18 protein-coding genes are annotated in these 14,051 nt (G+C 62.0%); 10 read left to right on the plus strand and 8 right to left on the minus strand.

All coding sequences use genetic code 11. The features are described 5' to 3' along the window. Positions 1-158: 158 nt before the first annotated feature. Genes G555_RS21000 through G555_RS22755 form a run of 3 tightly spaced genes read right to left on the minus strand, consistent with a single transcriptional unit; the run spans position 159 to position 1,950 of the window. Positions 159-1,208, minus strand: a complete 1,050-nt coding sequence (locus tag G555_RS21000; protein WP_028707705.1) for a zeta toxin family protein — start codon at positions 1,206-1,208, stop codon at positions 159-161. Positions 1,209-1,224: 16 nt separating this feature from the next. Next, the gene (locus G555_RS0102930; protein WP_028707706.1) at positions 1,225-1,521 is read right to left on the minus strand and encodes a hypothetical protein; all 297 of its coding nucleotides are present in this window, start codon (positions 1,519-1,521) and stop codon (positions 1,225-1,227) included. A 30-nt stretch (positions 1,522-1,551) separates the two neighbouring features. Then, positions 1,552-1,950: a hypothetical protein gene (locus tag G555_RS22755; protein ID WP_156887402.1), complete on the minus strand. Its 399-nt coding sequence runs from the start codon at positions 1,948-1,950 to the stop codon at positions 1,552-1,554. Positions 1,951-2,235: 285 nt separating this feature from the next. Between G555_RS22755 and G555_RS22140 the strand changes: the two genes are divergently transcribed. From G555_RS22140 to G555_RS0102945, 3 genes are all read left to right on the plus strand, one after another. Beyond that, a complete protein-coding gene (locus G555_RS22140) occupies positions 2,236-2,751 on the plus strand; it encodes a hypothetical protein (RefSeq protein WP_156887403.1) in 516 nt (171 codons plus the stop codon). Between the two features lie 414 nt (positions 2,752-3,165). Beyond that, the gene (locus tag G555_RS0102940; protein WP_028707708.1) at positions 3,166-3,756 is read left to right on the plus strand and encodes a type IV toxin-antitoxin system AbiEi family antitoxin domain-containing protein; all 591 of its coding nucleotides are present in this window, start codon (positions 3,166-3,168) and stop codon (positions 3,754-3,756) included. A gap of 255 nt (positions 3,757-4,011) precedes the next feature. Continuing rightward, positions 4,012-4,638 (plus strand): hypothetical protein, encoded by a 627-nt coding sequence (locus tag G555_RS0102945; protein ID WP_156887404.1) that lies wholly within the window; start codon positions 4,012-4,014, stop codon positions 4,636-4,638. A gap of 236 nt (positions 4,639-4,874) precedes the next feature. Here G555_RS0102945 and G555_RS22145 read toward each other — a convergent pair whose 3' ends face one another. Then, positions 4,875-5,495 carry a hypothetical protein gene (locus G555_RS22145; protein ID WP_156887405.1) on the minus strand — a complete coding sequence of 207 codons (621 nt, stop codon included), beginning with the start codon at positions 5,493-5,495 and terminating at the stop codon, positions 4,875-4,877. A 284-nt stretch (positions 5,496-5,779) separates the two neighbouring features. Between G555_RS22145 and G555_RS21005 the strand changes: the two genes are divergently transcribed. Beyond that, positions 5,780-6,373, plus strand: a complete 594-nt coding sequence (locus G555_RS21005) for a helix-turn-helix domain-containing protein (protein ID WP_051208319.1) — start codon at positions 5,780-5,782, stop codon at positions 6,371-6,373. Between the two features lie 18 nt (positions 6,374-6,391). Here the strand turns inward: G555_RS21005 and G555_RS0102955 are convergent, their stop codons facing one another. Together G555_RS0102955 and G555_RS0102960 are read right to left on the minus strand one after the other, a co-directional pair. Further along, positions 6,392-6,631, minus strand: a complete 240-nt coding sequence (locus tag G555_RS0102955) for a hypothetical protein (RefSeq protein ID WP_028707710.1) — start codon at positions 6,629-6,631, stop codon at positions 6,392-6,394. Continuing rightward, on the minus strand, positions 6,628-6,885 hold the full coding sequence (locus tag G555_RS0102960) for a ribbon-helix-helix domain-containing protein (RefSeq protein WP_028707711.1): 258 nt from the start codon (positions 6,883-6,885) through the stop codon (positions 6,628-6,630). The genes G555_RS0102955 and G555_RS0102960 overlap by 4 nt, the downstream gene beginning before the upstream one ends. 314 nt (positions 6,886-7,199) lie before the next feature. Here G555_RS0102960 and G555_RS21010 point away from each other — a divergent pair, with 314 nt between their 5' ends. Next, entirely contained in the window at positions 7,200-8,096 is an 897-nt protein-coding gene (locus G555_RS21010; protein ID WP_156887406.1) for a hypothetical protein, read from the plus strand. Positions 8,097-8,414: 318 nt separating this feature from the next. Here G555_RS21010 and G555_RS22760 read toward each other — a convergent pair whose 3' ends face one another. Both G555_RS22760 and G555_RS22765 read right to left on the minus strand, forming a co-directional pair. Further along, positions 8,415-9,527, minus strand: coding sequence for a hypothetical protein (locus tag G555_RS22760; RefSeq protein ID WP_211223154.1), 1,113 nt, complete (start codon positions 9,525-9,527; stop codon positions 8,415-8,417). Positions 9,528-9,684: 157 nt separating this feature from the next. Beyond that, positions 9,685-10,371: a hypothetical protein gene (locus tag G555_RS22765; protein ID WP_211223155.1), complete on the minus strand. Its 687-nt coding sequence runs from the start codon at positions 10,369-10,371 to the stop codon at positions 9,685-9,687. Between the two features lie 326 nt (positions 10,372-10,697). Between G555_RS22765 and G555_RS21690 the strand changes: the two genes are divergently transcribed. The 5 genes from G555_RS21690 to G555_RS0102990 all read left to right on the plus strand — a co-directional run. Next, complete coding sequence (locus tag G555_RS21690; protein WP_084634626.1) at positions 10,698-11,558, plus strand: class I SAM-dependent methyltransferase; 861 nt, start codon at positions 10,698-10,700, stop codon at positions 11,556-11,558. 84 nt (positions 11,559-11,642) lie between these two features. Then, positions 11,643-12,479, plus strand: a complete 837-nt coding sequence (locus tag G555_RS0102975) for a hypothetical protein (RefSeq protein ID WP_156887407.1) — start codon at positions 11,643-11,645, stop codon at positions 12,477-12,479. Positions 12,480-12,593: 114 nt separating this feature from the next. Then, entirely contained in the window at positions 12,594-13,472 is an 879-nt protein-coding gene (locus G555_RS17625) for a ParB N-terminal domain-containing protein (RefSeq protein WP_342662663.1), read from the plus strand. 54 nt (positions 13,473-13,526) lie between these two features. After that, entirely contained in the window at positions 13,527-13,742 is a 216-nt protein-coding gene (locus tag G555_RS0102985; RefSeq protein ID WP_028707714.1) for a hypothetical protein, read from the plus strand. A gap of 19 nt (positions 13,743-13,761) precedes the next feature. Beyond that, the coding region (locus tag G555_RS0102990) for a recombinase family protein (RefSeq protein ID WP_028707715.1) at positions 13,762-14,051 on the plus strand (290 nt) is incomplete at its 3' end.

A 14,051-nucleotide genomic window follows, 5' to 3' on the forward strand; every position in this document is an offset into this window, starting at 1 on the left:
GACGGCGAGGCGACCCAGCACGTTTCGACGCTGTGGCGTCACTACCCCAGGCGCGGGCGATCGCCGTGACGATCCCGCCCAGGTGTGTGATAGCGGACGGTGCTCGGCAAGCAGGACGAGCGTGCCGAGGGCGGTATCCAATAGCGGTCGGGGCGGGGTCAGCGTCCGAGTGTCGGGGGTTCCCGGCGTGGGGGCTGTGGGCGGTTCTCCGGTAGCGGCGCTGGTGTGGAGCGGCGTGGCATGACCTCGGGCGGGAGCACCCGGCGTAGGTGGGTGTGGCGTTTGCGGTGCTCGGCGCGCAGCTCGCCCACCGGCGCGCCGGGGGTGAGCATCAGGGATCGGATCATCGTGTCCGCGTCGGCTTGCAGGCGCAGGTAGGCGGGCGCGGTCTCGGAGCCAAGGTAGCCGGGCCGGGCGGCGGCCAGAGCGAACACGCCCTGGTAGTCGCGCAGCCACGCGAACGCTTCCGAGTCGGCGAGCCTGCGGTGCTGTTCGGCGCGCAGCACCGACGCTGCTTTCGCCGGGTGCTCCCACTGCCCGGTGGCGGTGCGGGTGTTGTCGTAGAGGCGTCGTTCACGGGAGAACACCTGCAGCCGGGCGACGTGCGGGAGCGCTTCGAGCGCGGCGACCACCCCGGGCGAGTGCTTCAGTGCGGACTCGTGCGCACTCGGTGGCGTCCACCGTCCCACGGCGGGCAGACCACCGGCAAGGGAGCGCATCTCCGCCGACAGGCGTGACACGACCGCCGGGGTGGCGACCGCGACGACTTCGACCCGATACCCGGCATCGGCGAACCGGGTCGCGGTGCCGGTGACCATCGCCGCATCGCGGAACGTGCCCTCCAGAAGCAGCGAGAACCTGCGCTCATGAGCGTGCTCGACGGCGAGGCGGACGAGACCGCCCGAGACCGGGGCGGTCTCGTTCGGCATCAGGAACGGCGCTTCACGGGCGAGCCGGTCATAGTCGGGGTGGTACCGGCGCAGGTCATCCCCGGTGACCTCGACCAGATCATCATCGGGGTGCTCGGCCAGGATCGTCCGTTGCGCCTGCGTCTTGCCCGCCGCGGGCTGACCACCCAAGAGCACCAGCACCGGGCGCTCACGATCCGGCCGGTGCCCCGCGAACAGCAGGTCGCGGGCCTCGTCAGTGAAGACGTGAGCGAGCCACGCCTCGCTGCCGAGCTGTGGCTCGTCGTCCAGGTCACTCACCCCCGAGCCGCTTGCCCTACTGCCCGTCGCGCAGGGCGCTGGCCTCGTCCTCCCAGGCCTCGTTCTGCGCGATCAGCCCGGCCCGGTCGTCGGGGTCAAGCGCCCGAACCTGCTGCATGACCAACCGCTCACGGGCCACCCAGTGCTCTCGGTCGGCATCGTCAGTCGCGGCACGCTGACGACCCAGCAGAATCGACGTCAGCAGCGAGGCGGTGTGGCGGGCGATGTCGTAGAGCATCACATCCGAGACATGTGTGAAGTCCGGCCTCGTCCGCGCCGCCGGAGCGCCAGCGGTCAGGATCGTGTTACTCATGGCCTGCTCCTCTCGCTCTGAGCCTTCATGTTACCCGGCCACCTCCGACACCGGCCGGGAAGCCAGCCGTGGCCGTCTCCAACGGCTATCCGGTGCGCCCACGCCGTCCGGGCGGGAGCACGCCTTTGCTGCGAACGCGGGCGACCCAGCCTTGCGCGGTCGAGAGGGGTACGCGGCTGATTCCCGCCATTCGCGCGGTGGGGTTCGGTCGCCGTCGTCCACGAGGCGGGTGTGTTGGAGGGCGCCGACCTCGTAGAAGTCCGGGGTGCGCTTCGGGCCCCCCAGCGGCTTCATCACGTCCTCGGAGCGGAGGATACGCCCGGAGGGCATCGTCATCGTGCCGCCCTCGAACCGGGTGGCCCCGGTGACGGCGAACTGGCTGCGGTTGATCGCCGCCTCGATCCGCGAGGTCGGGAGGTTGCGGAGCATGGGGCTTGCCACCGGGGCACTCGCCCACTCGAGCAGGTAGACGATCCCGGGTGGTTTGCGCCTCGCCCTTGGGTTCGATGTCGGACAGGTACTGGCGTTGCAGCCGCAACAGCACACGGGTGGACGACTGGACGTGCTGGATCAGGAGCCAGCCCCCGTCGCGGCCGTCGTTGTGACCACCGCGCCGGACGGCTCCCGGAAGAGCTCGCCAGACTGCGGCGCGACGGACTGATCATCGTCGACGAGGCGGGCTACACGACTGCGACGGTGAGTAGGATCAAACGCATGGGACTACTCGACGATGCGCGCCGCAATGCAGAAGCGGAACACCGCGCGAGAACCGAGGCCATTGACGAGGAGTCGAACAGGCTCCAAGAGTTCTGTCGAGAGTTCCTGGCCGCAGTCACGCAAGAGAAGATTCCTCCACGCCAACTACTTGAAACGGTAGGGCACGCAAAAGAGGGCCTCTTGCGTACGAAGTCCTGGGAAACGCTTGAGCCTGTGGGGCAAGGGTGGCTGGTTGAGATCCACAGATACGAGGACTCCAGCTTCGGCTTCGCCAAAGTGGTTACTACCGATGGCCGCGCCCTTTCAAGTACGTATCTCAAAGAGTTCGCGGCACAGCCCAAGGGGTCACCCCACAGGGCCGCTCTCCATGCGCTCGACGGCCGCCCCGGTGCAGGTGACCCGCTCGTTGGAAGATGGGATGCTTTACAGCCGCATAACCTCAAGTATCTCGTGCGAGCCTGCGGAGACTACCTCGCTGCGGCCGCAGAGAATCGTCCCATCAAGCTTTGGTAGCTCCTGCAGCACGCCGCCTGAAACGGCGGTTTCGGCGGCGTCGATACCGTCCTCGCTGAGGCCGACGATGAGGTGACCGCCGTCACGCTGGTTAGAGCGCGCGAGGACACGCGTGCAACGTTCGCCAGGAAGGCTCGGTCAGTGCGATCGCCCGCACTCTTGAACTCGACTCCACGCTGCTCATACCCGACTTCGATGATCGCTGCGAGCTGTTCGTCGTCGAGCATGTTCCTCCCTTCGCGCGACACTGTGCGCGGTCGCGGCGTACATGCTGCGCTGTCCTCCCAGGTATCGACGGCTACAGCCTCAACCCAGTGACTGAGGCACCTGAGGCCGAGTCCTGTCCTGGAGGGCCATCCAGTCGACTGGATAAACTCTGCACACAATCGCTTCTAGTGTGCAAGGATTTTATCCATGAAGGAGTTCGACGAGACGCTCCCGTCCACGTTCACGACGGAGACGGCCAGGACGCGTGGCGTGCACCCACGGGATCTATATGCCTGGCGGGATGTCGGCCAGATCGTGAAGCTCTCACGTGGCGTGTTCCGGCGGGCGGACGCGCCGCCGGCCTCCTACCCGGACGTGCTGGCGGTGGCATATCGCTCGCCGCGGGCGATCGTGTGCTGCGTGTCGGCAGCGGCGATCCATGAGTTGACGGACGAGATGCCGCCGACGGTGCAGATCGCCGTGCCGAAGCGGTCCCATGCTCCGGTGATCGACTACCCGCCGGTGACGGTGTTCCGCTTCGAGGAGTCCACCTTCGAGCTTGGGCTCTCGACGTTCGATGCCGGGCCGGGCGAGCCGGTGCGCATCTATGATGCGGCCCGGACGGTGGTGGACCTGATGCGGTTCCGCCGCCGCTTCGGCGAGCCGATCGCGCATGCCGCCTTGTACCGCTACCTGGCCGCGCCGGGTGCGAGGCCTGCGCTGCTGCTGGAGTACGCGGAGGCGCTTGGCACGTTTGGCCCGGTGCGCTCCGCGCTCGATGTGGCGAGTGCCCGATGAGCAGGCCGTCGCGGAACAGTGCGGCCGGGCGTGCGTATCTCGACCTCCAGAACCGGGCCCGCCAGCACGTTCATTTGATCCTGTAGGTGACGAAGAACGCCGCAGCGTAGCTCCGCCCATTCGGAGGAGCCTCAACATCTTCAGCGGAGCGCAGCGAGACCGATGGTAAAGTAGGCTTTGATTAGTCCGCATCCCGCAACGAGTAGGTGTTCAGTCTTGACGTGGTTCCGGCGTCAGCGTGTTCCGGTCACATGGTTGCGTGAGTTCCTGGTGGCCGTCTTCTCTGCGCTCCCTCGTGAGTATGAATCCTACGCAGAGCAGGTCAAGCGCGGGCTGATCGCAGGCCTAGTCCGACGGCCCAGCGAAAAGCCGAACTACCTGAGCGTGCAATATGGCGAGGAGGTTTCGGAGTACGAGGACCCTCGCGGCGCCTATGCCGAACTGTCCGGGATGACACTGTTGAGTAAGACCCACGGTCCGGTGAGCTTTGGAATACTCCTGAACGAAGGCGTCGTGATGGGGATGTTCTCAGACGTTCCCCTTCGCCCCGAAGACACCATGAGAGAAACCCTTGATATTTCCGGCCTCAGAGTACGCGTGTTCAACGGAGACCACACTGACGAACTGCGACGGCTCGGCATCGTCGACACCCGAGTAGATCAAGTGGACGAGGTCATCGTAGACGGCCTGCGGTTGCTGCGCATACGAGACCTCCACGACGGCGACTTCCTTGGCGTCAGCGACGCGGGATTCTTCATCGTGCTCGTTGGCCACCGACAGACTTGCCAAATCCCCGAAGTCCACATCGAGCAGCTCAAAGCGAGCTTCCCCACGATGGCGACGTCGGAGATCTACGCCTGCACCGATCCTCAACGAGGATAGGTGCATCTTCTGTCTGAGGAGCGAGAACTTGGGAGCAGTAGGGGCGGGCAACGACTACCGGTTCGAGATCATCTGCTAGGAGCGGAAGGTTCACTCTTCCGCGCCGGGATGCAAACCCTTCGAGATAGGAAGTCAACGCCGCGAGCGAGGATGCTTCGAGCCCGGCAGGAGAATCACCTCCTGGTCGAACAACAAGTCCCGCCGTGTCACCGATCTTCCTGACCAATGTTGGAACGTCAGTTCCTAGCGCGCCCCCTGCCAACGCATGGAGCATGCTTGACAAGACGGAAATTGCCAGCCTCGTATCCCCCTCGATAACTCCAGAAAGTAGTACCTCTAACGTCGCCGTCGTATCCCCGCTTATCGCGGATTCGGAGATATGCACCATATCTTGCTCGCTGACGGATCTCGTCACGATGTCCTTCCGGGACAAGAGCATCCAATTTCTGTAATGCTGACAGCTCCGCCGTTCTTGAGATTTCTTGACCGAGACGCAGTCGGCGTAGGCCATCTGCGAGATCACGGACCCATCCAGCACAACTGCCAAAGGTCAATCCCAGCAAGTCGTTGGGCCCCATCCCTTCTTCGACCTGAGCGATCCAGCCGGCGACGGTCTCTTTGAACGATTTTCCCGCGTCCACGTGGTTCTTCGCCGAGATGAAGGCCTTCGTGCCGTCGTCGAGACTCAAGACAATGTCATCTGTGGGATCGGTAGTCTCGAAGTCCAACCGTTGAACCCGCGCTGTCTGGTTGAGCGGGGCGATCGGCTTACCGATGAGCGCGTACACGGCGAAATAGACCGCAGCGTCGCGACGGAAGACGCTGCCCGCTTCATTGGCCTGACCTGCACTACTCATGTCCACAGTTTATTGACCAGGGCAGACGTGATCGTGGAGTTGCCGTCCGTCCGCCCCGCGTGAAGTCACAGCCCGAAGTCAACCTCGCGTGCACGTTCAGCGCGCCCTCGTTCAACGACTGGAACCGTGGATGACGCGGCACGCGCTTGACGAAGTGCCCTCTCTGCTCGAACCCCGCGCAACGAACGCGGAAACCCCTGTAAGCCCACTACGCCGGAGCCGTCCCCGTCGATCTCCTCAAGACCGAGCAAGACCGCATCGGTCGCCGCCTCGCCTGGCTCGACGTGCAGATCGAGGCCTCGTCCACCGAGTACGAGCAAGCCAAAGCCCACCTCGACGACTGCCTCACCCTGGCCGGTGACTGCCACAAGCTCTACATGAGCATCGACGACTCACTCCGCCGCACCTGCAACCAAGCGTTCTTCGAGACAATCTGGGCCAAACCCGACTCCGACACCGTCGAGGGAGCACCAGGCACACCCTTCAACGTGCTGCTCAACCCCGAAGTCCACACGCTCGCCCTGGACCACGAGGCCCAAGGGAGCGATAGGAGGATTCAAACCGAAAACGTCGCCGGTTTGAACAACGAGCTTCTGGTGGACCGGGGCAGACTCCAACCACATGAGTGGAAGCGCGTCGAACGACTGGAATCCGTGTGGGAACTGGCGAAGCGGGGTCTCGGGGCGTCGGGCTCCACAGCCGATTCAGGCCTCGCCGGGGCTGTCACGGAACCAAAGAGACGGAATCGAACGCCTCTGACTGCCAACCAGATAGACGCGATTCACACGGCCCGCGACAACGGCGAGAGCATCATGTCCATCGCCCGTCGGTTCGAGGTGAGCCGGATGACGGTCTGGGAGAGGACGAGGACCAGATGAATCCGGGCATGGAGGTCGCTACGGCAGGAGATCGAGCATCTGTGTGCGGGCCTTCATGGCGTGGATCACGAGTTCGTTCCCACTGTCGAAGACCAGCACAATCGTCTCCAGCAGTCGGCCACGGGTGTCGAACCCGAGCCGAAGCTGCCGAGCCGGACTGTCATCATCGAGGTCCTCGATCCACGTTGCCCAGGTCGCAGCCTGGATCGCGTCCTCGGCATCGACGCCGTGTTTGAGCGCCGACGGGTGAACTCTCACGCCGAAGCCAGCGCCTCGCGGATTACCTCGGAGCGCGACTTGCCTTCACGCTCCGCCCGCGCATCAAGAGCACTGATCTCATCCGCCGTGAGACGCAACGCGATGACCTGAGACGGCTCCGCGCCACGACCCGGCCGACCACGACCCCGCTTCTTCAGCGCTGCCACGTCGTAGCCAGCCTCCGCTTCGGTCGCCCAGGCCGCGATCTGCTCCTCGGTGACGGGCGTGCCGTTGATCGTCTCGCGCTCGCTCATGCCATTAATGTTATACGAAAAGGACTGAGTGGTACAGGCTGAGCAGAGCAGTGGTCAACACCTGCCTGCGCCGCGCGTATCGCTGCGCCGCCAGCCGGGAGAGTGCCGGCACCCATATTCTGGAGCAGAGGGCAGGAGGGAGGTAGCCATGAGTGAGTATGACTTCGACGTCGCAGTGACATTTGCCGGCGAGGACCGAGTGTTCGTCAACGAGGTGGTCGAGCTAGTGAAGGAAGCTGGCTTCAGCGTGTTCTACGACGAGGACGCGAAGGTTGAGATGTGGGGGCCAGGACCTCACCGAGTACTTCCCCGACGTGTACGAACACCGCGCTCGCTTCGCCGTGATGTTCGTTTCCATGCACTACGCGGCCAAGCCGTGGACACGGCTGGAGAGGCGCAGTGTCCTGGTGCGCGCCTTGCAGAGCACAACGCCGTACTTGCTTCCGGTACGCCTCGATTCGACTGAGCTTCCAGGCGTTCGCAGTAGCGTCGCCTACCTCGACGGGCAGACCGAGGGGGCAGTCGGGGTTGCGCGAGCTGTCGTGGCCAAACTCGGCTCGTCTCACGCCGAAGGATCTAGACGTTTCAACGGGCGCGTACCGCGCACGCCGACCGAGGCCGCGATCCTCATTGGTGAACGACCAGCCGGATGGGAGTACATCCTTTTCAGCTACTGGTTAGCCGCAGGACTTGGGCAACGTAGCGATGCTTACAACGACCATCGCCTCCAACTCGCATTGGGCGGAGAGTTCATTCCCACAAGTGAGCTCCACAACTATGCACAGATCGAGTTCGCACGGATGATGAGCACCACCGAAGCGTTTGAACGCCTACTACTCGGTCCTGCTCAGGTTGCCGCAATGGGTGCCCCTGGGGAGGCCGGAGATCCGGACCTGATCCAACATCTCGCCAGTCGCATGCTGTTGATCTACGATGAGTTGCTCGGTTGGTCACATCGCATCCGCTCAGCAACAACTCCGCTTGAAGAAGGACGCGATACGCTCCGCGCACTCGCCGACTACGCGACACAACCCGTCGAGGCTGTGCATGAGTTCATCCTGGATTTCCGGCAACGAATGGACCAGTTAAACGAGACTCTCGAAAGCGGTGAATCCGTCTCGCTGGAACTACCCATTTCCTTCGATGTCCCCACCGATGTCTCAAAGCATTACGGGGATTCCCTGAAGCGGTTCGAGAGGGCCCAACGTTAGAAGCGAACGCGCATCGGCCCGTCGACCCGCCGCATACTTCGCAGCACCGCGACCAACGGTCGACCACTCACCGTAGTCCGCATACGAAGCGCGTTGCCACACGTCTTTCAGAAGACGTCCACGACCCTGTCGCTGCTCCCGTTCGCAGACCTCGTTTGAGCTGCCACGCCTCTTGCAAGTCGAGGCGAACCAGTCGCACGACTGCATCGGACGTAACTGGAGCGTCTTTGGGGAGGCCGATAGCGGATCTACTTATTTGGGGAAACATGAGGGCCCGACCTCAGCAGATACCGCCAAGACAAGGAGTCACTGCGAGGTTTAGCTTCTATCAGCACTCCCAGCAGCAAGACAGAAATCATCATTCATCTTGATGACCAGCGCTATAAGTGAGCGCAGCGCGATGAGGTATGAATTAAAGTGTGCATCTTCGCCGTCAGTATGAGCTTGTGAACCGTGCAAGTACCTATTGCGCAAGTTTGGCCCGTTACTGAACCCCACTCTGTTGAGGAAGTAATTGAAGTAATCGGCTTCAGCATCTGTGAGCAGCGAGGATCGTCGCGTCACCCAACCCTTTTCGACCATTTTATCAACATCAAGGCGCGCAGCAGATGATAGGTGATAGTAGTTCGCCGCCTCAGTATTGAACAGCGCCGAAAGAAGTACGAGTTGATCCAAGCTCCTGAACTGAACTCGTCCTCCAGCATTCTCAAGCACCCCGAGTCGGATGAGGTGGTCAATACTGGCCCGCTGATATTCGTGAAAGTCGGTGTATGAGATTTGATTTCGCAGCAGGAGTTCGACCGCGTTGTTACCCTGCAATCCCTCTTCGATGTAGGTCAATGATGATTGATCTGAAAATAACAAGTGGAGGACGCCACCAATTTCCTGGTCAGCCACCGGGTATACATACTTGCCCTGAAGCAGGCTGGGTATCTCTCGATATCGGACCTGGTCCGCACCCATAGTAAGCAACTCGCGATCAAGGTGTCCATCTTCGACGAACACGCTGAATTGGTTTGCAACACTTTCCATTTCCGCGAAGAGATGTCGAACCCTTTGGAGGTAGGGTGCCTCACTTGCCGACGGAGAGAATGAGAAGTTCGCTGCTTCAAATTCTTCAACTAAATACTTCTCGAAAAACCACGCAATCACGTCCTCGAGAGATATGCCGTGCGATTTCAAGAACAAACGATACACGTGAGTCTGAAGCAAAGAGCTTGCGTCTAGGCTTTGGAAAGAGACACCGGTTTTGTACTCCGCGTTTCCTGTAACCCCCATTATTCGCTCCATCACACCCAAGTGCGCAGGGTAGGAAGGCAGTGTCAGGATCACCTGCTGGTCGGTAAACTCAAACAAATGCTGGAAGTTGTTCAGGATGCTTGGGTATTCGGTGGTTTCCTCTAGCCATCGTTTGCTGTAGGTATGCCGCAACACTGATCCGTCAGAGGAGTCAATCTCCGATAGCGCCGGCTCATCTTGATCCTCAGCAATAGAGATTTCACAACCCTTCCTGAATCCAGAGTTCTGTTCAAAGAACTTCGCAGTCAGATCTTCATTTCTCCGCTTGGCTTTAAGTCTTAGCTTGGCGTCAATACCAGCTTCGGCATTGTCCTTCGCCGTAGAAAATTAGCCGCAGATAGTTTGAGTTCGCGTCATCATCATCGATGTAACGTTCCATCAAGTCGCGTGCATCCTTAGACGTGAAGCTACCTGGCAAATAGACCTTCGCTTTCTCGTCTTTTTCCAAGTACTTGCGAGCAAGAATTTCTGCATTGCGCGGCTCGGCGAGTAGCTCGTCCCGCAGTTCTTCGTCATAGGCGGATACAAGACTTCTGTTCGTCAGCATCTCCGAGAGATGCACTCTCGCCGCTTTCAGTGCGGGAATAGTCGCCGAGCTAGAGCAACGTTCAAAGACCTTGTGTTGTCCCAGCAAGGCAAGCAGATCACCATGAAACTCATAGCTAACCTCAGCCACGAGGATGGCGACGTTCTCGTTATCAACCGATGCGAAATACCTCGCAACGGCGCTACGAATCTTCGGAACCTGCTCTACAAGCTGTTCTGCCTCCTCCTCTGAGTACGAGATTGGGAGCAGCCCATGCTCTAGATATTTCTGCACATTGTGGAGCTCAAGGGCATCCATGACACTCGTCAGTTCGACCCCAGAATCGAATCCGGCGGCAAGCTCAGCCGCGCGTGGGACGAACACGCCTGCTGCTAAGTCGTGCACACCGTAGAAGCGAACCCGCCGTTGCTCCACCTCAGCTTCGGTCATTATGCGGTCACCTCGCTTCAATCTGCGTCCCTGAGACATATCCACTGCCCGCGCGGAGGAAAACCTTCGCCGTCTAGACAAGCATCTCACGCAGCACCGACACTTGTCCGGACTCGACTTCCGAACGACACCGCTCTGAGCACCTGCCGCATCTGCAAGACGCGTGTTCGCTAAGACTGGGCCGGTGGAGAGCGGGAGCCCGGGCGGTTTCCACGGCGGGGAAGGGGCTAAGAGCTCCTGAGTGATCCCACGCTCAGGCCGGTCAGTTCTGGGTGTGCGCGGCGTGCTTCCCGCTATCTGTGGCCTACTCATGGTAGTTAGTTGAAGTGAGAGATACAACTGGTTACAGCACGACCGCGGTCTTCGCTGCCGCAGCTCGTGCCGCGCATCCGATCGTCGACCAAGAACCACACCTGCTAGAGGACCCAGTCGCACAACGATTGTGCGACTCGACCAGCCCGTCCCCGCTCAGTTTTCAAGTCGAACACCCCGAGGCGCCCGTGCTGGCTGCCGCACGCCTGTCGGCGTGTGCGCGTTCCAACTTTGCCGACCGGACGCTTCTGGACCTTGGTATTGATCAGCTCGTTATCGTTGGCGCAGGCCTGGACACCACGCTCCAGCGGGTTCACGACCGGTTTGATGGACAGGCATGGCTCGTGGACCTACCCGGGGTGCTTGCGTGGCGCGAAGAACTGTTCCGCAACGCCGGAGTCGCCGACTTCGCTCATCATGTTGCCGCCGATCTCAGGAATGGCCTGGACCCCCACCTGTTGAAGATGGCCGGTTTCAACACCCGACGCCCAGCAGTGATCCTCTGGCTCGGGGTAAGCATGTACCTGCCCCCGGCACAGTGCCGACGATTCGTCGCCGACCTCTCCGGCCTGTCACACGGGTCAGTCCTGATCTTCGACTACGTCCTTTCACCTAGACACCGAGATGAGTCGGGTGCGACCTACGCAAACGCTGTCGCAACGATGGCGGGCAAGGCTGGGGAGCCGTGGCTGTGCACGACCGCACCATCTGATGCACGCCGCTGGCTCGAAGAAGCTGGCTGGTATGTCCACCAAGATATTGACGAGGCGAGCGTGGTACCGCCCGAGTTCTGGGACCGGCAGACCCATCTCAAGCCCATGAAGCTGATCAGGCTCGTCTACGCGTCACTGCGCGTTGAAAGACGGCCAACGTGACAATTTCCACCGCCGCCCACTAACAGCTCTGCCATCTGGTTAACCAGTGAGCACCTATCCGGTATGGGAAAGGGGAGCGAGACCATGACCGACCACGCGGGTGCCGTTATCAGTTTTCGCGATAGCGAGAAACTGCGTTGTCTGTTGTGTCGTCTGCACGAGCAGGGCGAGGGCGCGTGGGTGCATGATCCCGTCGCTGCCGATCTGATGCGGTACGCGCGGGACAAGTACGCCGCTCTCGCCGTCAAGCACCGGCTTGATCCGTGGGAGGCAGTCTCTGCCGCCTTCGAGGTGATGCGCACCCCGGCGGCGCGGCGTGCTCGTGATCCGTGGGCGGTGATCACGCATTCGGTGCGGATCACCTGCTCGGTCGAGGAACGCGGGCAGGGGCTCTTGTGCTCAGTGCATCAGGCCAGGCGGAAGCGGTTCACCGTGTTCCACGATCCCGAACGATTCTCCGACCGTGAGCACCCGATGGTGGACGACCACCCCGTGTTCGGGTTCATTGACGAACACTTCAACGACCTCGACACACCAGAACCCGATCCTGTCTCCACGCCTGTCCTTCACGCGGTCGAAGGGGCGATCACGCTCCTGGTGCTGCTGGGCTGGCCGGGCGATACGGCGCGGGATGCGGTTGAGCACGTCTGTGACGCACTGACGAAAGCCGGTGCACGGCAGGCCGCGTATAGCGCGTTGCGGCGCGATCAGCAGACTCCGGCGATGCTGGATCTTCCTCGCCCCGCCTGGCACGCACTGCTCCGAGCCCTACTAGGCAGCCCCGAACCCGTGCACGCGGCGACGCCCATGGGGCGGGGCGTGCTGTTGCGGCTGCTGATCGGCGAAACGATGCCGCTGCTGCTGGAGGATGATGACCTCGTCGCCGCCGTCTCCTTCGCTTCCTCCGGAGTGGGGAGGTGATCGGGGATGGATGTGCCAAAGGATGGCTTCTACGTCGAACGCGCCGTCTCCTCCATCCCCGTCGGGAACCGGCACCGCAAGGACCTCGGCGAGATCGACACCCTCGCCGCATAGATTCAACGCCACGGCCTATTGCAACCGATCACGGTGAACCTTGACGGGTTCCTCATCTGCGGGGCACGCCGACTCACGGCGATCAAGAAGCTCGGGTGGAAGACCGTCCGCGTGTGGGTACGGTCCGGGATCTCCGACCGGCTCGGGCAGTTGCTCGCGGAGCAGGACGAGAACGTGCTCCACAAGCCGCTGAACCAGATCGAGGCCGCCGCCCTCTACCGAGAACTCAAAGCCCTCCTCGCCGAAGACGCCAAACGCAGGCAAGAAGCCTCACGGTTCAGCGAAGACCACCAACCCGGCAGTGACGGCACCGCTGACCCAGCGGCACCGTCCGGACAGGCAGGTGAAGCTCGGCATCAGGCGGCACTCATGGTCACCGGGCGGGCCTCGTATTCCCGGTTGGAGCAGATCGGGTTCATCGAGAAGATCGCCGACGATCCCACCCGTGAAGAACAGCTCCGCGCCCACGCGAAAACAGAACTCGAACAAATCGAAGCAGGCTGCCCCGTCACGCCCGCATACACTCGCATCCGCGATGAGGCGGCGGGTGAGCTGGATCGCCTCGCCCGCCAAGCCCTCGCCCGCGTCAAAGCGGAGAAGCGCGCGAAGCAGAAGAAGCGCAAGAGCACGTTCCAGCCCATGCCCAGGCTCAACGTTCGGGCGTTCGTGCTCACCTGGGACGAGTTCACCGGCTGGTGCGACCGCTACGACATCCCCCAACTCGCTGCGGAACTCACCGACGAGCAGATCGAGAAGTTCCACGCCACCCTCACCGAACTACAAGCATTCGCTGAGCAGATCGATACCGCCCGTGAACAAGTCCCACCCGAAGAACGCGGTAGACGCATCACGCAACGCGGACACCTCCGAGCACTGTGAACCAGGAACGAACAAAAGACACGATCCAGGGGCGAGGTCGAGCACCTCTCCTCCATGGGCTACTCCCGCACCACCGATACCGGCCGCCGCATCACCGCGACGCCGCGCGTGCTGGAGGAACCGGACACCGCCCGTCTCGTTGCGTTGGTGCTGCACCTCGCCGAACAGCTCCACCACGAAGAAGCCCAGGACCGCGCCATTCCCGCGCGAGACGATCAAACTCCCGCGCGAGACGATCAAACTAACGGCCCCGGCGACAGCACTGGCTAGGCCAAGGAAGGACAGCACGATGACCCTCTTACTCCCAGCACCAGCCGAGGCTGACGAGAAGCTCGCATTTACGGCGGTGACCTATCAGCGCGTCTCCACGAAGGAACAGGCCGCGAAGGGTGGCCGCGACGAGGGGTTCTCCATCCCGGCGCAACGCGAAGCCAACGGCCGCAAGGCTGAAGCTCTCGGTGCGCGGATTGTGGCGGAGTTCGTCGATGCTGGGGAGTCCGCCCGCTCCGCCGACAGGCCGGACTTGAAACGCATGCTCGACTACATCGCGAGCCATCAGGTGACGTATTGCATCGTCCA

The organism is Propionicicella superfundia DSM 22317 (genome assembly GCF_000423465.1).
In the GTDB taxonomy this organism is placed as follows: Bacteria; Actinomycetota; Actinomycetes; order Propionibacteriales; family Propionibacteriaceae; genus Propionicicella; species Propionicicella superfundia.